The 21620-nt window shown below is 68.8% G+C and carries 22 protein-coding genes; 14 read left to right on the forward strand and 8 right to left on the reverse strand.

Going from position 1 to position 21620, the window contains the following annotated elements; translation table 11 throughout:
• Nucleotides 1-12: 12 nt before the first annotated feature.
• The gene (gene fasR, locus JHN45_RS30220; RefSeq protein ID WP_200715292.1) at nt 13-1218 is read right to left on the reverse strand and encodes a fatty acid biosynthesis transcriptional regulator FasR; all 1206 of its coding nucleotides are present in this window, start codon (nt 1216-1218) and stop codon (nt 13-15) included.
• Between the two features lie 333 nt (nt 1219-1551).
• On the opposite strand from fasR, the gene JHN45_RS30225 reads away from it, so the two are divergent.
• Entirely contained in the window at nt 1552-2202 is a 651-nt protein-coding gene (locus JHN45_RS30225) for a pirin family protein (protein ID WP_201051747.1), read from the forward strand.
• On the opposite strand, the gene JHN45_RS30230 is transcribed toward JHN45_RS30225, so the two are convergent.
• Entirely contained in the window at nt 2199-3023 is an 825-nt protein-coding gene (locus JHN45_RS30230; protein ID WP_201051721.1) for a serine hydrolase, read from the reverse strand. The two genes, JHN45_RS30225 and JHN45_RS30230, sit on opposite strands and share 4 nt — an antisense overlap.
• Nucleotides 3024-3118: 95 nt before the next feature.
• Between JHN45_RS30230 and JHN45_RS30235 the strand changes: the two genes are divergently transcribed.
• Together JHN45_RS30235 and JHN45_RS30240 are read left to right on the forward strand one after the other, a co-directional pair.
• A complete protein-coding gene (locus tag JHN45_RS30235) occupies nt 3119-3580 on the forward strand; it encodes a MerR family transcriptional regulator (RefSeq protein ID WP_200713447.1) in 462 nt (153 codons plus the stop codon).
• Complete coding sequence (locus tag JHN45_RS30240) at nt 3577-4593, forward strand: aldo/keto reductase (protein WP_200713448.1); 1017 nt, start codon at nt 3577-3579, stop codon at nt 4591-4593. The genes JHN45_RS30235 and JHN45_RS30240 overlap by 4 nt, the downstream gene beginning before the upstream one ends.
• Nucleotides 4594-4599: 6 nt before the next feature.
• Here the strand turns inward: JHN45_RS30240 and JHN45_RS30245 are convergent, their stop codons facing one another.
• The 3 genes from JHN45_RS30245 to JHN45_RS30255 all read right to left on the reverse strand — a co-directional run bounded on the left by JHN45_RS30245 (nt 4600) and on the right by JHN45_RS30255 (nt 7454).
• Nucleotides 4600-5448 carry a DUF4429 domain-containing protein gene (locus JHN45_RS30245; RefSeq protein ID WP_200713449.1) on the reverse strand — a complete coding sequence of 283 codons (849 nt, stop codon included), beginning with the start codon at nt 5446-5448 and terminating at the stop codon, nt 4600-4602.
• Between the two features lie 57 nt (nt 5449-5505).
• Nucleotides 5506-6735, reverse strand: a complete 1230-nt coding sequence (locus JHN45_RS30250; protein ID WP_201051723.1) for an alpha/beta hydrolase — start codon at nt 6733-6735, stop codon at nt 5506-5508.
• Nucleotides 6736-6818: 83 nt separating this feature from the next.
• Nucleotides 6819-7454: a TetR family transcriptional regulator gene (locus JHN45_RS30255; RefSeq protein ID WP_201051725.1), complete on the reverse strand. Its 636-nt coding sequence runs from the start codon at nt 7452-7454 to the stop codon at nt 6819-6821.
• Between the two features lie 83 nt (nt 7455-7537).
• Between JHN45_RS30255 and JHN45_RS30260 the strand changes: the two genes are divergently transcribed.
• Together JHN45_RS30260 and JHN45_RS30265 are read left to right on the forward strand one after the other, a co-directional pair.
• Nucleotides 7538-9157, forward strand: coding sequence for an MFS transporter (locus JHN45_RS30260; protein ID WP_200713452.1), 1620 nt, complete (start codon nt 7538-7540; stop codon nt 9155-9157).
• A gap of 235 nt (nt 9158-9392) precedes the next feature.
• Nucleotides 9393-9644 carry a hypothetical protein gene (locus tag JHN45_RS30265; RefSeq protein WP_201051727.1) on the forward strand — a complete coding sequence of 84 codons (252 nt, stop codon included), beginning with the start codon at nt 9393-9395 and terminating at the stop codon, nt 9642-9644.
• Here the strand turns inward: JHN45_RS30265 and JHN45_RS30270 are convergent.
• A complete protein-coding gene (locus tag JHN45_RS30270; protein ID WP_234468746.1) occupies nt 9627-10412 on the reverse strand; it encodes a potassium channel family protein in 786 nt (261 codons plus the stop codon). The genes JHN45_RS30265 and JHN45_RS30270 overlap by 18 nt on opposite strands.
• Before the next feature lie 110 nt (nt 10413-10522).
• Entirely contained in the window at nt 10523-13255 is a 2733-nt protein-coding gene (gene aceE / locus JHN45_RS30275) for a pyruvate dehydrogenase (acetyl-transferring), homodimeric type (RefSeq protein ID WP_201051733.1), read from the reverse strand.
• A 362-nt stretch (nt 13256-13617) separates the two neighbouring features.
• On the opposite strand from aceE, the gene JHN45_RS30280 reads away from it, so the two are divergent.
• The 7 genes from JHN45_RS30280 (at nt 13618) to JHN45_RS30310 (ending at nt 18484) form a co-directional block, all read left to right on the forward strand.
• On the forward strand, nt 13618-14055 hold the full coding sequence (locus JHN45_RS30280) for a DUF3052 domain-containing protein (RefSeq protein WP_019067106.1): 438 nt from the start codon (nt 13618-13620) through the stop codon (nt 14053-14055).
• 141 nt (nt 14056-14196) lie between these two features.
• Entirely contained in the window at nt 14197-14655 is a 459-nt protein-coding gene (locus JHN45_RS30285) for a peroxiredoxin (RefSeq protein ID WP_200713458.1), read from the forward strand.
• Nucleotides 14656-14768: 113 nt separating this feature from the next.
• Nucleotides 14769-15344, forward strand: coding sequence for a TerD family protein (locus tag JHN45_RS30290; RefSeq protein WP_019060360.1), 576 nt, complete (start codon nt 14769-14771; stop codon nt 15342-15344).
• Nucleotides 15345-15461: 117 nt separating this feature from the next.
• A complete protein-coding gene (locus tag JHN45_RS30295; RefSeq protein WP_019067108.1) occupies nt 15462-16037 on the forward strand; it encodes a TerD family protein in 576 nt (191 codons plus the stop codon).
• A 119-nt stretch (nt 16038-16156) separates the two neighbouring features.
• The gene (locus JHN45_RS30300) at nt 16157-16345 is read left to right on the forward strand and encodes a hypothetical protein (RefSeq protein ID WP_200713455.1); all 189 of its coding nucleotides are present in this window, start codon (nt 16157-16159) and stop codon (nt 16343-16345) included.
• 149 nt (nt 16346-16494) lie between these two features.
• Nucleotides 16495-17640: a DUF475 domain-containing protein gene (locus tag JHN45_RS30305; protein WP_201051735.1), complete on the forward strand. Its 1146-nt coding sequence runs from the start codon at nt 16495-16497 to the stop codon at nt 17638-17640.
• A 109-nt stretch (nt 17641-17749) separates the two neighbouring features.
• A complete protein-coding gene (locus tag JHN45_RS30310) occupies nt 17750-18484 on the forward strand; it encodes a Tellurium resistance (RefSeq protein WP_200717218.1) in 735 nt (244 codons plus the stop codon).
• Between the two features lie 112 nt (nt 18485-18596).
• On the opposite strand, the gene JHN45_RS30315 is transcribed toward JHN45_RS30310, so the two are convergent.
• A complete protein-coding gene (locus JHN45_RS30315) occupies nt 18597-19403 on the reverse strand; it encodes a TerD family protein (protein WP_201051737.1) in 807 nt (268 codons plus the stop codon).
• A 176-nt stretch (nt 19404-19579) separates the two neighbouring features.
• Here JHN45_RS30315 and JHN45_RS30320 point away from each other — a divergent pair, with 176 nt between their 5' ends.
• Complete coding sequence (locus tag JHN45_RS30320; RefSeq protein WP_200717216.1) at nt 19580-20746, forward strand: HpcH/HpaI aldolase/citrate lyase family protein; 1167 nt, start codon at nt 19580-19582, stop codon at nt 20744-20746.
• A 14-nt stretch (nt 20747-20760) separates the two neighbouring features.
• The coding region (locus tag JHN45_RS30325) for a phosphoribosyltransferase domain-containing protein (RefSeq protein WP_201051739.1) at nt 20761-21620 on the forward strand (860 nt) is incomplete at its 3' end.

Consider the following 21620-nt stretch of genomic DNA (forward strand, 5'->3'; position numbering starts at 1 on the left):
CCCGACAAAAACCTAGGTCTGGAGATCTCCATCGGCCAGACGCCCCAGGATCAGCGCGATCCGCAGCGTGAACGCGGAACGTACATCGGACGGCGACCAGCCGGTGACGTCAGTCACACGTCGAAGCCGGTAGCGCACGGTGTTGGGATGGACGAACAGCATGCGCGCCGCACCTTCGAGACTACTCGCCTGTTCCAGATAGACGCTGAGCGTCTCCAGGAGCGCGGAGCCGGCCTCCTCCAGCGGTCTGTAGATCTCCTCCACCAACTGGTCGCGCGCACTGGGGTCACCGGCCATCGCGCGTTCCGGAAGCAGGTCGTCCGCCAGCACCGGGCGCGGTGCGTCCTGCCAGGCGGAGCAGGCCTTGAGCCCGGCGGCGGCGGCCTGCGCGGACCGGGTGGCGGCGAGGAGATCGGGCACGATGGGGCCCGCGACGACCGGTCCGGCCGCGTAGGGGCCGATCAGTGACTTGGCTACCGCGAGGGGGTTGTCGCTGCCTCCCGCGATCACGACGAGTCGGTCGCCGAGCACCCCGGTCAGCACCTGGAGCTTGGCGTGCCGGGCGGCGCGACGGATCGCCTCGACGGTCAGTTCGCTGTCGCCGTCGGGGGCGGTGCCGAGCACTACGCAGACATGCTCGGGCGAATTCCACCCGAGGGCCGCGGCGCGCGAGACGGCCCCCTCGTCGGCCTCGCCGCTCAGCACGGCGTTGACGACGAGGGACTCCAGCCGGGCGTCCCACGCGCCGCGGGCTTCGGCGGCCTGCGCGTACACCTGCGCGGTCGCGAAGGCGATCTCCCGGGCGTACACGAGCAACGCCTCACGGAGGATGGATTCGTCGCCCGGTGCCGCCACCTCGTCGATGGCCGACTCCATGACCTCGATCGTCGTGCGCACCATCTCCACGGTCTGGCGCAGCGTGATGGCCCGGGTCAGCTCGCGGGGCGCCGTACCGAAGACGTCGGTGGAGATGGCCTGGGGCGCGTCGGGATGCCGGAACCACTCGGTGAACGCGGCGATACCGGCCTGCGCGACCAGCCCGATCCAGGAACGGTTCTCCGGTGGCATCGCCCGGTACCACGGCAGCGACTCGTCCATGCGCGCGATGGCCTGGGCGGCGAGACTCCCGGACGACTGCTCCAGCCGCTTGAGGGTCGCGGGGTGCGAGTGGGCGCGGGGGAGGGGGCCTGCGGGTTTGGTGGTTTCGGGTTCGGGCACGGAACAAGACTGCCTTATCCGGTGTGGCTTGGTTGTCTGCGGGGCGGCCGGCCGGGGTTTGGTAGGCGGCGCGTGGGTGGGCCGGGGTTTGGCAGGCGGCGCGTGAGTGGGCCGGTGCTGGATAGGCGCCGTCGCGCGCACCTCTTTTGGTTCGGTCGCCTTCGGGGCGCTGGGAGCCGGTGTCGAGAGGCCCACCGTGCTCGGCGCTGCGCGCCTCCGCGCGCTGGTCCTCTCGACACCGGCGCGCCCCTACGGCTCCCTCTCGGCCGGTGGCGTGGGGACGGAACAAGTGGGTGGGCCCGCACCGTGGGCGGGACTACCTTGGTGGGTGTGATGGACGTGCGGCGCTCTGCGGAGCGGTACCCAGGCGGTGACCCGCAGGCCGGGATCCAGTCGTGGCACGCCTTCTCGTTCGGGCCGCACTACGACCCCGGCAATCTTCGGTTCGGCGCTGTCATCGCGTGCAACGAGGAGCGGCTCGCCCCGGGCGCCGGGTTCGGCGAACACCCGCACAGCCACACGGAGATCGTCACGTGGGTCGTCGAGGGGGAGCTCAGCCATCGCGACTCCACCGGCCACCTCACCCGCGTCCGGCCCGGTGACGTGCAGCGCCTCAGTTCGGCGGCCGGGGTGCGGCACGTCGAGCGCAATGACAGCGACTCGCCTCTGACCTTCGTGCAGATGTGGCTGGCGCCGTTGGAGCCCGGTGGCGAACCGTCGTACGAGATCGTCCACGGCATCGCCGACTCGACTCCGTATGCGGTGCCGGAGGCGGGGGCGATGCTGCACGTGCGCCGTCTTACGCCCGGCGAGCGGACGGCCGTACCGGACGCGGTGCATGTGTACGTTCATGTGGTGCGTGGTGAAGTGAGCCTGGGCGGGGAGAAGTTGGGGCCGGGGGATGCTGCTCGGATCACGGACGCGCGGGATCTGGCGGCTCAGGCGGCCACCGGGGCCGAGTTGTTGATGTGGGAGATGCTCTAGAGCTCCGTGAGTTCCGCGAGCACCGCGTCCGTGAAGGGCGGCCATGCCTCCGTCGCCCATGGGCCGAACGCGCGGTCCGTCAGGGTCACGCAGGCCGCGCCCGCTGTCGGGTCCACCCACAGGAACGTGCCGGACTGGCCGAAGTGGCCGAAGGTGCGTGGGGACGATGAACTGCCGGTCCAGTGGGGGGACTTGGAGTCGCGGATCTCGAAGCCCAGGCCCCAGTCGTTGGGGTTCTGGTGGCCGTAGCCCGGCAACACGCCCTTGGTGCCCGGGTATTGGACCGTCATCGCCTCGGCGACCGTGCGGGGGTCGAGGAGGCGGGGGGCCTGGAGTTCGGCGGCGAAGAGGAGAAGGTCGGCGACCGTGGAGACGCCGTCCTTCGCCGGGGAGCCGTTCAGCGAGGTCGAGTTCATGCCGAGGGGGGCCAGGACCGCCTGGTGCAGGTACTCCGCGAACTCGATCTCCGTGGCCTTCGCGATGTGGTCGCCGAGCTGCTCGAAGCCCGCGTTGGAGTACAGGCGGCGTTGTCCGGGGGGTGCCGTCACGCGGTGTTCGTCGAAGGCCAGGCCCGAGGTGTGGGCGAGGAGATGGCGGACGGTGGAGCCGGGCGGGCCCGCCGGTTCGTCCAGCTCGACGGCGCCCTCCTCGTACGCTACGAGGACGGCGTAGGCCGCGAGCGGCTTGGTCACCGAGGCGAGCGGGAAGCGGTGGGTGGTCGGGCCGTGGGTTCCGAGGACGGTTCCGTCGGCTCGTACGACACCGGTCGCCGCGGTCGGTACCGGCCAGTTCTCGATCAGCGCGAGGTTGTGCAAGGGCATGCCGTCGAGCCTAAGCGCTCGGTCTCGGCCGTCCCGCCGATTTCTTACCGGTTCCGCTTGCTTCGAGTGCACTCCAAGGCCATAGCGTGGTGGCCATGACGGTGATGGAGACCACGGGTACCAGGACCGACAGCTGCGGAGGCCCGCCGCAGGGCGAGCGGCGTCCGGACGGCGCGGACAGCTACACGATCAGCGAGGTCGTCGCCTTCACCGGCCTGACGGCACACACCTTGCGCTGGTACGAGCGCATCGGGCTGATGCAGCACATCGACCGCTCGCACACCGGCCAGCGCCGCTACAGCAACCGCGACCTCGACTGGCTCGACCTCGTCGGCAAGCTCCGCCTGACCGGCATGCCGGTCGCCGACATGGTCCGCTACGCCGAGCTCGTGCGCGAGGGCGACCACACCTACGGCGACCGCTTCGACCTGCTGGAGGCGACCCGCCGGGACGTCCTGGCCAGGATCGCCGAACTGCGCGACACCCTCGCCGTACTCGACCGGAAGATCGCCTTCTACGGCGACGCCCACGCCTACGAGAAGGAGAAGGCAGGATGACCGACACCACGATCCCGACCGCACGGCTCGGCGCGGACGGCCCCGAGGTCGGCGTCCAGGGCCTCGGCTGCATGGGCATGAGCTTCGCCTACGGTCCCCCCGACGCGAAGGAGTCGCTGGCCACTCTGGACCGGGCGCTCGAACTCGGCGTGACCTTCTACGACACCGCCGACGTGTACGGGGCCGGGGAGAACGAGCGGTTCCTGTCGCCGTTCTTCAAGGCGCACCGTGACGAGGTCGTCGTCGCCACCAAGTTCGCCATGTCGATCCCGGCCGGTGAGCCCACCCGGCGGGTCATCCGCAACGACCGGCCCTACATCCGCCAGGCCGTCGAGGCGAGCCTGCAGCGTCTTGGCATCGATGTCATCGACCTCTACTACATGCACCGCCGCGATCCGGCCGTCCCCATCGAGGAGACCGTCGGCGCGATGGCGGAACTGGTGCGCGAGGGCAAGGTCAGGCACCTCGGGCTGAGCGAGGTCACGGGAGCGGAGCTGCGCGCCGCGCACACCGTGCACCCGATCGCCGCCGTGCAGTCGGAGTGGTCGCTGTTCAGCCGGGACGTCGAGATCAGTCTCGTCGGGGCGGCCGTCGAGCTGGGCTCGGCCGTCGTGCCGTACTCACCGCTCGGCCGGGGCTTCCTCACCGGCTCCTTCGCCAACGCCGAACAGGACCTGACGGAGGGCGACTTCCGCCGCCACCAGCCCCGCTTCACCGGCGAGAACGCGGCGGCCAACGCGACCCTCCTCGACCCCATCCGCACGGTCGCCGCCGCCCACGACGCCTCCCTCGGCCAGATCGCCCTGGCCTGGGTACAGCAGCGGGCTCAGATCCATGGCCTTCCCGTGATCCCGATCCCCGGCACCACCAAGCGCAGGCGGGTGGAGGAGAACACGGCGGCGACGAGGATCGTCCTGACCGACGACCAGTTGAGCCTGCTGGAGCCGATCGCCGGCAAGGTGGCGGGCGATCGGTACGCGGACATGACCTTCGCTTCCACCAGCAGGGAGTAGGGGTTCTTACAGTTCCGCGAGGAGTTCCGCTTTCTTCACGCTGAACTCCTCATCCGTGACCAGCCCAGCCGCATGCAGCTCCCCGAGGTGCCGAATCCGCTCGGCAATATCCGCGGGGTCGCGGCGCGCGGCCGGGATCACGGCCGTAGGACGCGCGGAGCGAACGGCGGAGAGGACCGCTGCCGCGAAGGGCAGAGACTCGTGCACCGGGCCGTATCCCAGCCCGAACACCACGGCCGCCGGGTCCTGGTCCACCGGCACCGGCGGCGCAGCCCCGCGCAGCAGCCGTAGATGACCCTCGAAGACCTCGGGGGAGCGCCACTCGACGCCGTTGAGGTCGGTGACCGGGAAGCTCTGGTCGCCGGCCTTCCACTTGGCCGACGAGGCGCCGGTCCAGAACCAGCGGAAGGAGACCGTCTTGCCGTCGAAGGTCGCCTTTCCGTCGTACGCCTTGAAGCGCAGCGGTACTTCGGGGGCAGCCACCAGGAAGCGTTCGGCCGGGCCGCGGTCGCGCTTCAGCTGGGCGCGCAACTCGTCGGCGTAGTACTCGGCGAGGGTCTCGCGTTCGGCGGGGAGTACGAGTTGGTAGGGGTCGCTGCCCTCTTTGAGCTGGCCGGCCGCCGCCTCCACGAGGGGGTCGGCGCCGGCGCGCGGTACGAGGCGCAGGACGACCGTGCCGCGTCTGCCGGGGGCGAGCGTCACGGTGTCGATCGCGTCGAAGGGGATCCGGCGTTCACCGAGTGCCTGGAACAGCTTGGGGGTTCGAATGCCCCGCTCGTAGCGGATGCGCACGAAGTCGGACTCGAACTCCCAAGCGGCATGAAATCCGGCCAGTACGTCACCCATGCGGCTCATCGTAGGCGGCACATGTCCTCCGTCCCATCCCCGCGCAGACCGCAGTTCCTGCTGTTTCTACGCGCGTCCGGCCGCCGAGGCGTCGGACAGACCCTGTCGGCAGATGTCGGTGTCGTGCGCGCACGACACCGCGTCGTACGCGCCCACGCCGATGTCGGCGAAATTGGCGAGGCTGTCGGTGCCCGACGCGAAGTAGCCGGTGTGACCCTTGGCGTCCTTCGCGGCCAGCACCCGTGCGCCGAACGCCCTGGACACCGGGTCCTCGCCGTGGCCGAGACCGCCGACCTCCATGTACGGCACGTCCTGGATCCAGTCGTCGGCGTCCCGCATCGCCCACACCCGGGCGAGGGTGTGCAGGTGGGCGGCGTTCGAGGTGCGCATGCCGGGGCTGCCGGCCACCGCGATGTCGGTCACCCGGGGCGGCAGTTCGTGTGCGGCGACCCCGCACACCACCGAGCCGTAGCTGTGGCAGAAGAGGGCGACCTGCGAGGTGCCGGGCAGCGCGCGCAGCAGGGCGTTCAGCCGTACGGCGCCTGCCTCGGCGCGGCCCGCGGTGGCCGAGTCGATGCCGAGGCCGCCGGGCGCGGTGTAGTCGGCCCAGGCGATCACGGCGGTGCGCGTGCCGGTGTCGGTCGCGGACTTCGCGGTGTTCTCGGCGGCGTACAGGTTCTGCGCCATCCCGACCGGTGCCGAGTAGCTCTTGTTGGTCTTCTGGAAGGTGAGCAGGTCGGTGTCGACACCGGGGACGATGATCGACACGCGCTGCGCGGTGTCCAGGTCGCCGAAGACCTCGGCGATGCGGCCAGAACCCTCGGGGTCGAAGGCCAGGATGTGGCGGTTCCCGCTCATCAGCGCCTCGAAGCGGTGCATGAGGCGGCCCGCCTCCTGCTTGCCGTAGGGCGTGAGGCGGCTGTCGTGCATGCGCCTGCGCTCGACCTTGCGGGCCTGGTCGAGGGCGATGTGGTTGGCGCGGTAGCGCAGCTGGACCGGGGCGCCGTTCATGTTGCCGACGGCGAGGGGGTAGCGGTGCGCGAGGCGGGTGCGCTGCTGTGCGGTGAGCGAGGCGAAGAAGCGGGCCAGCCGGGTCGGGGAGGCGTCCGGGTCGGGCAGCTCGCGCCCGTTTATGTGGCCGTGCTCCCATGCGGAGAGGGAGGCCTGGAGCGCCGTTTTCCCGGGGTGGCTGCGTACCGCGGTCCAGCCGGTGGTCGCCAGCATCACGAACACCACGGCCAGCGCGAGCAGCGCGCGCCAGGCGTTCAGCGTGGGGGAGGAGTCGAAGGAAGTCACTGGGAGGACACACTAGGAGAACGAGAGGGTCTCGCGTTAACCGAGTGACGGGGATCACGTTTCAGCGGTACGTGATGAGGAACTCAGTACGACTCGCTCGTGCGCCAGTTCCCCGCCAGCGCCGGACCCACCCCGTCCAGGTGGGCGGCCGTCAGCTCCCGCATCGCCTCGATGCTGAGGTCGTCCCCCGCGATCCACATCCGCTCCACCACCCGCATCACCCCGCCGAACACCGCCACCACCAGCCGCGGCCGGGGGTCCGTGCCCATCGCCAGCCCCTCGCGCACGGCGATGATCTGCGCGAGTTCCTCCTCCAGCTCCATCGAGCGCCGCAGGTGCGCGGCCAGCAGTCCCGGCGTCGACTCGATGACCCGGTAGGTGCGCATGTGCAGTTCCAGCGGTACGACCTGCTGGATCGCCTCGTTGATGGTGTCCCAGCTCTCCAGCACGGCCCGGCGCAGCGCCTCGAGCGGGGCCTCGTGCGGCGGGCGGGCGCGGACGGCCTCGACGAAGTGCGTCTCGGTGAGCCGGGGCACGAAGAAGGCGGCCTCCTCCTTGCTCGCGAAGTAGCGGAAGAAGGTGCGCTGCGAGACGTCGACGGCCTCGGCGATCTCGTCGACGGTGGTCTGTTCGTAGCCCTTGGTCGTGAACAGTTCGAGGGCGGCACGCAGCAGCGCGTCCCGCGTGCGGGCCTTCTTGCGCTCGCGCAGAGTCTCCATGCCGTTCTCCTCGTAATTGTTGACAGCCGCCGACATCTGAACCTGTTTGTCAACTGTCAGCGGCTGACACTAGCCTCGAACACATGACTAGTCAGACCACCATCAGTTCGACGGGGCCGGGGGACAAGGCAACGGTCGCCCCGTCCGACCCGACGCCCTCCACGGGGCTGCGCGGCCACCCGTGGTTCACCCTCATAACCGTCGCCGTCGGCGTCATGATGGTGGCCCTCGACGGCACCATCGTCGCCATCGCCAACCCGGCCATCCAGAAGGACCTCGGCGCCAGCTTCGCCGACGTCCAGTGGATCACCAACGGCTACTTCCTCGCCCTCGCGGTCTCCCTCATCACCGCCGGCAAGCTCGGCGACCGCTTCGGCCACCGCCAGACCTTCCTGATCGGCGTCAGCGGCTTCGCCCTCGCGTCCGGCGCCATCGGCCTCTCCCACAGCATCGCGTTCGTCGTCACCTTCCGCGTGCTCCAGGGCCTGTTCGGCGCCCTGCTGATGCCGGCCGCGCTCGGCCTGCTGCGGGCCACCTTCCCCGCCGAGAAACTCAACATGGCCATCGGCCTGTGGGGCATGGTCATCGGCGCCTCCACCGCGGGCGGCCCGATCCTCGGCGGCGTCCTCGTCGAACACGTCAACTGGCAGTCGGTGTTCTTCATCAACGTGCCGGTCGGCGCCGTCGCCCTCGTCCTCGGCCTGCTGATCCTCCGCGACCACCGCGCCGAGAACGCGCCCCGCTCCTTCGACATCCTCGGCATCGCGCTGCTCTCCGGCGCGATGTTCTGCCTTGTCTGGGCCCTCATCAAGGCCCCCGCCTGGGGCTGGGGCGCCGGCACGACCTGGGCGTTCCTCGCCGCGTCCGTCCTGGGCTTCGCCCTGTTCGCCTTCTGGGAGCAGCGCGTCAAGGAACCCCTCATCCCGCTGGGCCTGTTCCGCTCCGTCCCGCTGTCCGCGGGCGTCGTGCTGATGGTCCTGATGGCGATCGCCTTCATGGGCGGCCTGTTCTTCGTGACGTTCTATCTGCAGAACGTGCACGGTATGAGCCCCATCGACGCCGGTCTCCACCTCCTCCCGCTCACCGGGATGATGATCGTCGGCTCCCCGCTGGCCGGCGCCGCGATCACCAAGCTCGGCCCGCGCATCCCGCTGGCCGGCGGCATGGCGGCCACCGCGATCGCCATGTACGGCATGTCCACCCTGGAGTCGGACACTGGCAGCGCGGTCATGTCCATCTGGTTCGCCCTGCTCGGCTTCGGCCTCGCCCCGGTGATGGTCGGCGCGACCGAGGTCATCGTGGGCAACGCGCCCATGGAGCTGTCCGGTGTCGCCGGCGGTCTCCAGCAGGCCGCGATGCAGATCGGCGGCAGCCTCGGTACGGCCGTCCTCGGCGCCGTCATGGCCTCCCGCGTCGACAGCGACCTGCCCGGCAACTGGGCGGACGCGGGCCTGCCCAAGCTCACCCAGCCCCAACTGGACGCGACCGCCGAAGCGGTCCAGGTCGGAGTCGCCCCGATCGCCAAGGGCACCCCGGAGGCGGTCGCCGCGAAGATCACGCAGGTCGCCCACGACACCTTCATCTCCGGCATGAGCCTGGCCTGCCTGGTCGCGGCCGGTGTAGCGGTGGTCGCGGTGTTCGTCGCCCTGCTGACCAAGCGCGGCGAGAACGCGGAGGCGGGCGCGGGAGCGGCCCACATCTGACGGCGTATCCAACCCTGATTCAGGGCGAGTTCGCCTATCAGGGTGACTGCGCTAAAGATTCCTGGCGTTCGGTACGCGCCGCAGGTCACAGTAAGTCAAGTCCTCCGCAGGGCAGGGGGGACGGGTGGTCTGCGGCGCGCTGCCGGAGGGGGGCAGCGCGCAAGCAGGCTTTTTTCATGCGTACGGGGGTAAGCGTCGTAGGACGGAACTGGCGTGCACCCCCAGGGAGTTGACGATGACGCGCTCAGGAAACGCAACACGTACCCGGCCGGACCACGCGACGCTCGCCGTCGTCGGACTGGTCTGCGCGATCGCGGGCTTCTTCCTGGCGGGCAACCTGGGGATCGTCCTCGGCCCGATCGCGGTGATCTGCGGCTGGCTCGCCATGGGCCGCAGGTGGGCGGGCGCCCGCCGGGTGGTGGCCCTGGTGGCCCTGGTCCTGGGCGCGATCGACACGGTGGCGGCGGTCCTATGGACGTTCTTCTGAACCGACGGAACCGGGGCTGACCAGACTCGGCACCCCCGCTCCCTGCACCCCCGACAGCGCCGCCACCTCCGCCCGCAGCGCCCGTACTTCCTCCGTCAGCGCCTCGATGGCCTCGGTCTGCCGGCGCTCCTCCACGTCGTCCTTCTCGAACCGGGCGATGAACCAGGTGGCGATGTTCGCGGTGACGACACCGAGCAGCGCGATCCCGGACAGCATCAGCCCGACGGCGATCATCCGACCGAGACCGGTGGTCGGCGCGTGGTCCCCGTACCCCACCGTCGTCATGGTCGTGAACGACCACCACACGGCGTCACCCAGCGTCCGGATGTTCCCGTTGGGCGAGTCCCGCTCCACGGACAGCACCGCGAGCGAGCCGAACATCAACAGCCCGACCACCGCGCCCGCGACATACGTCGTCAGCTGGATCTGCGAGGCCATCCGGGCCCGCCGCCCGACGAGTATGAGGGTCGACACCATCCGCAGCAGCCGCAGCGGCTGGAGTATCGGCAGCACGACCGCGCACAGGTCCATCCAGTGCGTCCGCACGAACCGCCGCCGGTCCCGGGACATCGCGAGCCGCATCAGATAGTCGGCGGCGAACGCCGCCCACACCACCCACTCGACGCCCGTGCACACCGCCGTCAGCGAATGACCGGCGGTGGTGTCCACGATCGGCACGGCATAGGCCACGGCAAACGCAACGGCAAGCGCCAGCAACGGCCGCTGAGTCCGCTGCTCCCAACGGGCTTGCGCCGATTGTTGCTTCATGCCCGCATGTTAGGGGGAGGGGAGACGGCCTATGGGCGCCCCGAAGGGGCCGCCCTCCAGGGGCGCGGGGAACTGCGCGACCAGCCCCCACGCACCCGCAGGCAAAAAAACTACGCGTCTCCTCCGGCCACACCCGGATCGGCCGAGGCAACATCCAGCAACTGATACCGATCGATCGCCTGCTTCAACACAGACCGATCGACCTTCCCCTCCCGAGCCAACTCCGTCAGCACAGCCACCACGATCGACTCCGCGTCGATGTGGAAGAACCGCCGAGCAGCCCCGCGCGTATCAGCGAACCCGAACCCATCAGCCCCCAACGACTGATAAGTACCTGGCACCCACCGAGCGATCTGATCAGGAACCGACCGCATCCAGTCGGAAACCGCCACGAACGGCCCCTCCGCCCCGCTCAACTTCCGCGTGACATAAGGAACCTGCTGCTCCTCCTCGGGATGCAGCAAGTTGTGCCGCTCGACCTCGACCGCCTCGCGCCGCAGCTCGTTCCAGGAGGTCGCCGACCAGACATCGGCCCGCACGTTCCAGTCCTCGGCGAGAATCCGCTGCGCTTCCAGAGCCCACGGCACCGACACGCCCGACGCCATGATCTGCGCCGGAACCGTGCCGGAGGCACCCCGGCTGATGCGGTGAACACCCTTGAGGATGCCCTCCACGTCCACATCGGAAGGCTCCGCCGGGTGCTGGATCGGCTCGTTGTAGACGGTGAGGTAGTAGAAGACGTCCTCACTGTCGGGGCCGTACATCCGCCGCAGCCCGTCCTGCACGATGTAGGCGATCTCGTACGAGTACGCCGGGTCGTAGGCGACACAGCCCGGGTTGGTCGAGGCCAGCAACTGCGAGTGCCCGTCCGCGTGTTGCAGGCCTTCACCGGTCAGAGTCGTACGACCCGCGGTCGCGCCCAGGACGAAACCGCGCGCCAACTGGTCGGCCATCTGCCAGAACTGGTCACCGGTGCGCTGGAAACCGAACATCGAGTAGAAGACGTAGACCGGGATGAGCGGCTCGCCGTGCGTGGCGTACGCCGAACCCGCCGCGATCAGCGAAGCCGTGCAGCCCGCCTCGGAGATGCCGTCGTGCAGCATCTGCCCGGTCGGCGACTCCTTGTACGCGAGCAGCAGATCGCGGTCCACCGACTCGTACTGCTGGCCCAGCGGGTTGTAGATCTTCGCGCTCGGGAAGAAGGAGTCCATGCCGAACGTGCGGTACTCGTCCGGTGCGATCAGCACGAACCGCTTGCCGATCTCCTTGTCCCGCATGAGGTCCTTGAGCAGCCGTACGAACGCCATGGTGGTGGCGATCGACTGCTGGCCGGAGCCCTTCTTCACACTCGCGTACGTCTTGTCCTCGGGAAGGGCCAGCGGCTTCGAGCGGACGACGCGGGTGGGGACGTAGCCGCCCAGCGCGTTGCGCCGGTCGTGCATGTACTGGATCTCCTCCGAGTTCCGGCCCGGGTGGTAGTACGGCGGCGCGCCGGACTCCAGCTCCTGGTCGGTGATCGGGAGGTGCAGGCGGTCGCGGAAGCCCTTGAGGTCGGCGACCGTCAGCTTCTTCATCTGGTGCGTGGCGTTGCGGCCCTCGAAGTTGGGGCCCAGCGTCCAGCCCTTGACCGTCTGTGCGAGCACGACGGTCGGCTGGCCCTTGTGCTCCTTGGCCGCCTCGAAGGCCGCGAACACCTTGCGGTGGTCGTGCCCGCCGCGCCCCAGGTGCAGGATCTGGTCGTCGGTCATGTTCTCGACCATCGCGCGCAGCCGGTGGTCGTGCCCGAAGAAGTGCTCGCGGATGTACGCGCCGGTCTCCGTGGCGTACGTCTGGAACTGGCCGTCCGGCGTGGTGTTGAGCTGGTTGACCAGCACACCGTCGCGGTCCTGGGCCAGCAGCGGGTCCCAGGTGCGGTCCCAGACCAGCTTGATGACGTTCCAGCCGGCGCCCCGGAACTGCGACTCCAGCTCCTGGATGATCTTGCCGTTGCCGCGCACCGGGCCGTCGAGCCGCTGGAGGTTGCAGTTGACGACGAAGGTCAGGTTGTCCAGGCCCTCGCGGGCCGCGATCGACAGCTGGCCCAGCGACTCCGGCTCGTCCATCTCGCCGTCGCCGAGGAACGCCCACACGTGTGACCTGGAGGTGTCCGCGATCCCGCGCGCCTCCATGTAGCGGTTCATCCGCGCCTGGAAGATCGCGCCGAGCGGGCCGAGGCCCATGGACACGGTCGGGAACTCCCAGAAGTCCGGCATCGACCGCGGGTGCGGATACGAGGACAGCCCGTACGGGGCCTTCGACTTCTCCTGGCGGAACGCGTCGAGCTGCTGCTCGCTGAGCCGGTCCAGGAGGAACGCGCGGGCGTAGATGCCCGGCGAGGCGTGCCCCTGGAAGAAGATCTGGTCGCCGCCGTCGCCCTGGTCCTTGCCGCGGAAGAAGTGGTTGAAGCCCACGTCGTAGAGCGAGGCGGAGGAGGCGAAGGTGGCGATGTGGCCGCCGACCCCGATACCGGGACGCTGGGCCCTGGACACCATCACCGCGGCGTTCCAGCGGGTGGCGTTCAGGATCTTGCGCTCGATCTCCTCGTTGCCGGGGAAGAACGGCTCGTCCTTGGTGGCGATGGTGTTGACGTAGTCCGTGCTGCGCATCTCGGGCACGGCCACGCGCTTCTCGCGGGCCCGCTCGATCAGCCGGAGCATCAGATAGCGGGCCCGCTCACGGCCGCGCTGGTCCACGGCGGCGTCGAGCGAGTCGAGCCACTCCTGGGTCTCTTCGGGATCGAAGTCAGGAACCTGACTCGGAAGGCCGCCAATGATGATCGGATTGCGATCGGATCCGGAAGCCACGCTGTTCCTTACCTGTCAGAGGGAGCTGGGTGAGGGGGCTGCACCGTTCCCCATGGTCTACCGCGGGGCGGCAATCGTCATCTCTACCGTGAGGTAACCGTGACTCGTTTAGCAAAGTCATTCGAGTCGCGTACCCTCGGAGGGTTCTCAAACGTGCAAACCGGGCAGAACGCTGTGGTGTACGTCACCAGTGGCCGCGATAGCGTGCCTGGAGTTGCGGCGACACGGCCAGGATCGTCACCGTTTCGGCGTTCCGAATCGCCGGGTACTTGCGCGATCCGGCCCGTCCGTGTGGACTACGGCCAATGCTTCGCGCACGCGCGATGCTGGACATTCATCAAGACATGATCAGGAGGCAACCCGTGAGCGCGACCGCGGACCACGCGGAGGAGCGGACGAACCCTGCCGCAAGGCTGGGGTTCCAGCCCGAGCAGGTGGTCCAGGAGATCGGCTACGACGACGACGTAGACCAGGAACTCCGCGAGGCCATTGAAGAAGTCATCGGCAGCGACCTGGTGGACGAGGACTACGACGACGTCGCCGATGCCGTGGTGCTGTGGTTCCGCGACGAGGACGGCGACCTGACCGACGTGCTGGTGGACGCCATCTCGTACGTCGAGGAGGGCGGCTCCATCCTGCTGCTGACGCCGAAGACGGGCCGTGACGGCTACGTCGAGCCGAGCGACATCTCGGAAGCCGCCACGACCGCGGGACTCTCCGCGGCCAAGAGCGTCAGCGTGGGCAAGGACTGGAGCGGCAGCCGGCTGGTGACGCCCAAGGCGGCCAAGTCCAAGAGGTAGTCCACGGAGGTACCTCGATCGTCGAACCCCGGACGGGCTGGCCACGCCAGCCCGTCCGTCCGCATGCCGTGATCGCTGCGTAGGGTGGTGGGCCCAGGGTGCTCTCACCCGAACAGCCCCACCGAAGGGATGCAGGACGAGATGGCGATCCAGGTCGGCGACAAGGCCCCCGATTTCGAGCTCAAGGACAACCACGGCGCCACCGTGAAGCTCTCCGACTTCCGCGGTGACAAGAACGTGGTGCTGCTCTTCTACCCCTTCGCCTTCACCGGCGTCTGCACCGGCGAACTGTGCTCCCTGCGCGACAACCTGCCGCAGTTCACCGACCGCGACACCCAACTCCTCGCGGTCTCCAACGACTCCATCCACACCCTGCGCGTCTTCGCCGAACAGGAGGGCCTGGAGTATCCGTTGCTCTCCGACTTCTGGCCGCACGGCAACACTTCGCGCGCGTACGGCGTCTTCGACGAGGACAAGGGGTGCGCCCTGCGCGGCACCTTCATCATCGACAAGGAGGGCGTCGTGCGCTGGACCGTCGTCAACGGGCTTCCGGACGCACGCGACCTCGGCGAGTACGTGAAGGCCCTCGACACCCTGTGATTGTTAGGTTCCAGGGCCTGCGAGGGCCGGGAACCCGTCACTAGGATCGAGACGTTGATCCGATACCGACGCACTACGGGGCATCCCCGCCCCTGGACACCAATGGAGGACTCGTGGGAGTCAGCCTCAGCAAGGGCGGCAACGTTTCACTGACCAAGGAGGCCCCGGGCCTGACCGCGGTCATCGTCGGTCTGGGGTGGGACGTCCGCACCACCACCGGTACCGACTTCGACCTCGACGCCAGCGCACTGCTGCTGAACAGCGCGGGCAAGGTCGCGAGCGACGCCAACTTCGTCTTCTTCAACAACCTCAAGAGCCCCGACGGCTCCGTCGAGCACACCGGTGACAACACCACCGGTGAGGGCGAGGGCGACGACGAGGCGATCAAGGTCAACCTGGCGGCGGTCCCGGCCGACGTCGACAAGATCACCTTCCCGGTCTCGATCTACGACGCCGAGAACCGCCAGCAGTCCTTCGGTCAGGTCCGCAACGCGTTCATCCGCGTGGTGAACCAGGCCGGCGGCGCCGAGATCGCCCGCTACGACCTCTCCGAGGACGCCTCGACCGAGACGGCCATGGTCTTCGGCGAGCTCTACCGCAACGGCGCGGAGTGGAAGTTCCGCGCCATCGGCCAGGGCTACGCCTCGGGCCTGCGCGGCATCGCCCAGGACTTCGGCGTCAACGTCTGACGTTCCAAGGCTTCACCGCCCGGCGCCGCACGGTCAGCGTGCGGCGCCGGGGGGTTCCCCTCCGGGGGAGCGCAGGACAACTCACACAGCAGCATCGCCTCGGGGAGGACCAGCACAATGGGCGTCACACTCGCCAAGGGGGGCAACGTCTCCCTGTCCAAGGCCGCACCGAACCTCACGAACGTACTGATCGGGCTCGGCTGGGACGCGCGTTCCACCACCGGAGCCGACTTCGACCTCGACGCCAGCGCACTGCTGTGCAACGGCGGCCGGGTGCTCGGGGACGAGTGGTTCATCTTCTACAACCAGCTCAAGAGCCCCGACGGCTCGGTGGAGCACACCGGCGACAACCTCACCGGTGAGGGCGAGGGCGACGACGAGTCGATCCTGGTCGACCTCTCCAAGGTCCCGGCCAACGTCGACAAGGTCGTCTTCCCGGTCTCCATCCACGACGCGGACAACCGCGGCCAGACCTTCGGCCAGGTCAGCAACGCCTTCATCCGCGTGGTGAACCAGGCCGACGGCCAGGAACTCGCCCGCTACGACCTCTCCGAGGACGCCTCCACCGAGACGGCCATGATCTTCGGCGAGCTCTACCGCTACCAGGGCGAGTGGAAGTTCCGCGCGGTGGGACAGGGGTACGCGTCGGGACTGCGGGGCATCGCCCTAGACTTCGGGGTCAACGTTTCGTAAAGGGCCGCTCACTCGGGGTGGCTCGGCGACGACAAGAGAGAGCCACCTGCTGCGCCTGGTAACGAGGCAGGTGGCTCTCGGGAGCTCGCCGCCCTCGGAAGGACGGGAGTCCGTTCATTATGCCCAGTGAACCGCAGCAGCCCGAACAGCGCCCCGCCCAGGCGATCAACGCACTCATGTACTGCGCGGCCCTGGTCGCCGGTGTCGTACTGGTCGTGGCCGGTCACGCCACACCCGTCGAGGCGTCCGGCTACGTCTCCCCGTTTCTCGTGATCTTCGAGGGGACGAAGTCGCGTTCGCACGGCTGAACCCCCAGGACCTGCGGGTTACCCGACCGGTACGGGGTAGCTGTCCCGGTCGGGGCGGTCTCCATCTAGACTCAGTGCCCGACGTCAAATTTTAAGTAAAGCCGAGTGCGGCGCGGGGGAGACCCGTACACACAGGGATTGGGTAGCCAGTGCTTCTGAAAACCTTCGGCTGGTCGTTCGCGGTCACCGCGCTCGGCCTGGTCGCGGCGGCGTTCTACGGGGGGTGGGAAGCCTTCGGAATCGTGGCGATCCTGGCCGTCCTGGAGATCTCGCTGTCATTCGACAACGCGGTGGTCAACGCCGGGATCCTGAAGAAGATGTCCGCCTTCTGGCAGAAGATCTTCCTCACGGTGGGTGTCCTGATCGCCGTCTTCGGCATGCGGCTGGTGTTCCCCGTCGTCATCGTCGCCGTCACCGCCAAGATCGGCCCGATCGACGCGGTCGACCTCGCACTCAACAACAAGGACCACTACCAGCAGCTGGTCACCGACGCCCACCCGGCGATCGCGGCCTTCGGCGGCATGTTCCTGCTGATGATCTTCCTCGACTTCATCTTCGAGGACCGGGACATCCAGTGGCTGCGCTGGATCGAGCGCCCGCTCGCCAAGCTCGGCAAGGTCGACATGCTGTCGGTCTGCATCGCGCTGATCGTCCTGCTGATCACGTCGTTCACCTTCGCGGCCCACGCCCACCAGCACGGCGGCGCGCACACCGACAAGGCGCAGACGGTCCTGATCGCAGGCATCTCCGGCCTGATCACCTACATGATCGTCGGCGGGCTCTCCGGCTACTTCGAGGACAAGCTCGAAGAAGAGGAGGAGCGGGAGCACGAGGAGGAGGAAGAGGCCGCGCGCACCGGCAAGCAGCGCTCGGCGGTGGTCCTCGCCGGCCAGGCGGCGTTCTTCATGTTCCTGTACCTCGAAGTCCTGGACGCGTCCTTCTCCTTCGACGGAGTGATCGGCGCCTTCGCCATCACCAACGACATCGTCCTCATGGCGCTGGGCCTCGGCATCGGCGCGATGTACGTCCGCTCCCTGACGGTGTACCTGGTCCGCCAGGGCACCCTGGACGACTACGTCTACCTGGAGCACGGCGCCCACTACGCGATCGGCGCCCTCGCCGTGATCCTCATGGTCACCATCCAGTACCAGATCAACGAGGTCATCACCGGCCTGGTCGGCGTGGTCCTGATCGGCTGGTCCTTCTGGTCCTCGGTCCGCCGCAACAACGCCCTCGCGGAAGCCGAGGGAAAAGCCGGCTCGGACGAGAAGACTGAGGTCTCGTCCGGGGTGTGACAAGCTCCCTGGTAAGGGAACGCTCTGTTCGGGGCGGCAGACAGAGGACATGCCCTCGGTCCGCCGCCCCGTCAGTTTTGTCGTGCGTGATGTGGACGTGGGGGCGGGAATGGGCTTCTTCGACGGAATCTGGCGGCGCGAGATCGACTTCGACTCGGGCAGCGCGGCCAGCAACGCGATCGAACTGACCAAACGGCACCACCAGGTCTCGCTCACCAAACAGGGCGCGGCCACCGGCAACCTGCGCGTCAACCTCACCTGGCGGATGCGCACCTCCGACATCGGCGGCCTCCAGCGGGACAGCCTGCTGCGGCACCCCTTCAAGGCCCTCAAGCCGCCCGAGGTCATGGGCCACAGCCAGAGCATGGTCAACGTCGACCTCGACCTGGGCTGCCTCTACGAACTCATGGACGGCACCAAGGGCGTCGTCCAGCCCCTCGGCGGCCTCCTCGGCGACGTCAACTCACCCCCGTACGTCAAGCTCAGCGGCGATGACCGCTTCGGCTCCGCGTCCGGCGAGACGATGTACGTCAACCTCGACCACCGCGACGAGATCAAGCGCCTACTGGTCTTCGTCTACATCTACGACCAGACCCCGGCCTTCGACCGCACCCACGCGATCGTCACCCTCTACCCCAGCAACGGCCCCCGCATCGAGATAGGCCTCGACGAACGCCACCCCCAGGCCCGCTCCTGCGCGGTGGTGATGATCGAGAACGTCAAGGGCGAGTTCGTGGTCCGCCGAGAGGTGAAGTTCGTCTACGGCTTCCAGGCAGAACTGGACCGCTTGTACGGGTGGGGACTGCAGTGGGGGCGGGGCTACAAGACGAAGGTGGAGCGCTGAAGCGCCCCGAAGGGGCAGCTTCAGGGGCGCGGGGCTGTGTCGATTTGCGGCTCCGCCGCGCGGGCGCGCCCAGCCCCCACCGGCCCGCACCCGAAAAACTACCCACTCACCCTCAGATGAACTGCGGCCCCTGCGGCGGCAACCGGAAGTCAGGATCCACCGCACTCGCCGCAGGCATCGGCTGGGGATACCCATAAGTCCCGGCACCCACAGGTGCGGCCTGCGGATACCCGTAAGCCGGCTGAGTCACCGGCTCCTGCGCGGGTGCCGCCGCCGGCGGATACCCGTACCCGGACTGCACCGGAACCGCCGGAGGCAACTGCGTGGAAACCGCCGGAGGCAACGGCTGCGAGACCTCGGGGACGCTCGCGGCCTCCGACTCGTCGACCGTGATCCCGAAGTCCATGGCCAGCCCGCGCAGCCCGTTCGCGTACCCCTCGCCCAGCGCCCGGAACTTCCACCCCTCACCCCGCCGGTACAGCTCCCCGCAGATCAGCGCGGTCTCCTCGCCGGTCTCCGGCTTGATGTCGAAATACAGCAGCGGCTCACCCTCGGCGACGGCGGCGTCGTACAGCGAGATGCGCAGGCCCAGTACGCGATCGAAGGTCTTGTCCTCCGCCGATGCGACCACCAGAATCCGGCTGACTTCGGGCTCGACACCGGCCAGATCTGTCTGGATCGTGTCGGTGGGGCCCTCGGCGACACGCTTCTTGCCGAGCCACCAGACCTTCCCGGACGGGTGCCGGGGCTGGTTGTAGAAGACGAAGTCCTCGTCGGAACGCACCTGACCGGCGGGGCCGAGGAGCAGAGCAGAGGCATCCACGTCCGGGACACCCTGTCCGGGCGTCCAGCGCAGCACGGCACGTACCGTGGTGGCCTCCAACGGGACGTTCGACCCCTTCAGCATCGCGTGCGTCATGCGGTCATCCTGCCCTCTCGGTCCTGGTCACGACAACGTGGGGGTTCGGACACCGACACGGCCGAGTTACCTGAAGTTCATGCCCGGCGGGAACCCCTGACATGGATTTGTACGTACTATTACCGGCCACCTATCGAAAACAATCACGAGTCACATCGTCACCACGGGGGAGCTTTATGCGTCATTTCGGGCACATTGCCCCTGAGGTACGGCAGCGTCTCTTCTTCCAGGAGCCCTGCGAGTTCGACGCGGACTCACCGGCCCGGCTGCTCGCCGCGGCCCTCGGCGCCACGCTCTACAGCCCGGCCACCCGGCCCCACCTGGCCGACGACATCGTCAAGCTGGCCGGGCGCGGCGTCGTGTCGATGGTGCTGTGCCTGGAGGACTCGATCGGCGACGAGGACGTCCCGGCCGCCGAGGAGAACCTCGTCCAGCAGTTCACCGAGCTGGCCGCCCGCCCGGGCGCGGAGCTGCCGCTGCTGTTCATCCGGGTCCGCGTGCCCGAACAGATCCCCGATCTCGTCCGCCGCATGGGCCCGGCCGCACGACTCCTCTCCGGCTTCGTGATGCCGAAGTTCACCGAGGAACGCGGCATGCCCTTCCTGGAGGCGCTGTCCGACGCCGAGACGGAGAGCGGCCGGCGCCTGTTCGGCATGCCGGTCCTGGAGTCGCCCGAGCTGCTCTACCGCGAGTCGCGCGTCGAGACCCTGGAGGGCATCTCCCGCGCCGTCGACAAGTACCGCGACCGCGTCCTCGCCCTGCGCCTGGGCGTGACGGACTTCTGCTCCTCCTACGGCCTCCGCAGGGCCTCCGACATGACGGCCTACGACGTCCAGATCGTCGCCAACGTGATCGGCGACGTGGTGAACATGCTGGGCCGCGCCGACGGCACCGGCTTCACGGTGACCGGCCCGGTGTGGGAGTACTTCCGGGTCCAGGAGCGCATGTTCAAGCCGCAGCTGCGCCGCAGCCCCTTCCTGGAGGGCCAGGCGGAGGAGCTGCGCGAGGCGCTGATCGAGCACGCCATGGACGGGCTGCTGCGCGAGATCGCCCTCGACCAGGCCAACGGGCTGATGGGCAAGACCTGCATCCACCCCACCCACGTGCTGCCCGTGCACGCGCTGTCCGTGGTCAGCCACGAGGAGTTCTGCGACGCGCAGGACATCCTGCGGCCCGAGCGGGGCGGCGGGGGTGTGCTGCGCTCGGCGTACACGAACAAGATGAACGAGGTGAAGCCGCACCGCGCCTGGGCCGAGCGGACCATGCTGCGCGCCGAGATCTTCGGCGTCGCACGCGAGGACGTCGGCTTCGTGGAGCTGCTCGCCGCCGGAATCCCCGGCTGAATCGCAAGGGACGCATGAACAAGGCAGTGAACAACGGGGTCTGGTCCGGCAGTTGGGTCGCGGAGCGGCTCGGCGTCGAACTCCTCGGCGACCCCGAACTGACCGACCTCCTGGGCCTGGCTCTCCGCCGCAACCCCAAACGGGCCCACCTCCTCGTCTCGAACGTGCTCGGCAAACACGTCCCCCAGTCCCCGTCGATCGTCTACGGCTACGGCTTCACCCTGGGCCGCAGAGTCCGCGACCTGCTGGGCCCCGACGAGTCCGCCCGCTCGGTGGTCCTCGGCTACGCGGAGACCGCGACGGGCCTGGGCCACGCGGTGGCCGACGGCATCGCCGTCGCCCCCTACCTCCACTCCACCCGCCGCCCGGTCCCCGGCGTGGCCACGGCAGGCGGCTTCGAGGAGTCCCACTCCCACGCGACGTCGCATCTGCTGCTGCCCGAGAACCCCGAACTCCTTGCCGGCAAGGGCCCGTTGGTCCTGGTGGACGACGAGTTCTCGACCGGCAACACGGTCCTGAACACGATCCGCGACCTCCACGGGCGCTATCCCCGAGACCGGTACGTGGTGGTGGCCCTGGTCGACATGCGCTCGGCCGCCGACTCCGGACGCCTGGACGAGTTCGCGGCGGAGATAGGCGCGAAGGTGGACCTGGTGGCGGCGGCCTCGGGCACGGTTCGCCTGCCGGCGGGGGTGCTGGAGAAGGGGCAGGAGTTGGTGGCGCGGTACGAGGCAGGGGGTGCCGGGACAGGTGGTGTGTCGTCTGCGGCGCCGTCCGGGCTGGGCGCGCAGTTCCCCGCGCCCCCAAAAACTCACCTGGACGCCAACCCCCTAGGGGCGCGGGGAACTGCGCGCCCAGCCCCCACCGGCCCGCA

Origin of the sequence: Streptomyces sp. MBT53 (assembly GCF_016654115.1) — a bacterium.
GTDB lineage: Bacteria > Actinomycetota > Actinomycetes > Streptomycetales > Streptomycetaceae > Streptomyces.

Bases quoted from the DNA above. Each gene is read 5' to 3' on its own strand.
- JHN45_RS30225 (WP_201051747.1), top strand. From the start codon at position 1,552: ATGGACGTGCGGCGCTCTGCGGAGCGGTACCCAGGCGGTGACCCGCAG.
- JHN45_RS30230 (WP_201051721.1), bottom strand. From the start codon at position 3,023: ATGCCCTTGCACAACCTCGCGCTGATCGAGAACTGGCCGGTACCGACC.
- JHN45_RS30235 (WP_200713447.1), top strand. From the start codon at position 3,119: ATGACGGTGATGGAGACCACGGGTACCAGGACCGACAGCTGCGGAGGC.
- JHN45_RS30240 (WP_200713448.1), top strand. From the start codon at position 3,577: ATGACCGACACCACGATCCCGACCGCACGGCTCGGCGCGGACGGCCCC.
- JHN45_RS30245 (WP_200713449.1), bottom strand. From the start codon at position 5,448: ATGAGCCGCATGGGTGACGTACTGGCCGGATTTCATGCCGCTTGGGAG.
- JHN45_RS30255 (WP_201051725.1), bottom strand. From the start codon at position 7,454: ATGGAGACTCTGCGCGAGCGCAAGAAGGCCCGCACGCGGGACGCGCTG.
- JHN45_RS30260 (WP_200713452.1), top strand. From the start codon at position 7,538: ATGACTAGTCAGACCACCATCAGTTCGACGGGGCCGGGGGACAAGGCA.
- JHN45_RS30265 (WP_201051727.1), top strand. From the start codon at position 9,393: ATGACGCGCTCAGGAAACGCAACACGTACCCGGCCGGACCACGCGACG.
- JHN45_RS30270 (WP_234468746.1), bottom strand. From the start codon at position 10,412: ATGAAGCAACAATCGGCGCAAGCCCGTTGGGAGCAGCGGACTCAGCGG.
- JHN45_RS30285 (WP_200713458.1), top strand. From the start codon at position 14,197: ATGGCGATCCAGGTCGGCGACAAGGCCCCCGATTTCGAGCTCAAGGAC.
- JHN45_RS30295 (WP_019067108.1), top strand. From the start codon at position 15,462: ATGGGCGTCACACTCGCCAAGGGGGGCAACGTCTCCCTGTCCAAGGCC.
- JHN45_RS30300 (WP_200713455.1), top strand. From the start codon at position 16,157: ATGCCCAGTGAACCGCAGCAGCCCGAACAGCGCCCCGCCCAGGCGATC.
- JHN45_RS30310 (WP_200717218.1), top strand. From the start codon at position 17,750: ATGGGCTTCTTCGACGGAATCTGGCGGCGCGAGATCGACTTCGACTCG.
- JHN45_RS30315 (WP_201051737.1), bottom strand. From the start codon at position 19,403: ATGACGCACGCGATGCTGAAGGGGTCGAACGTCCCGTTGGAGGCCACC.
- JHN45_RS30320 (WP_200717216.1), top strand. From the start codon at position 19,580: ATGCGTCATTTCGGGCACATTGCCCCTGAGGTACGGCAGCGTCTCTTC.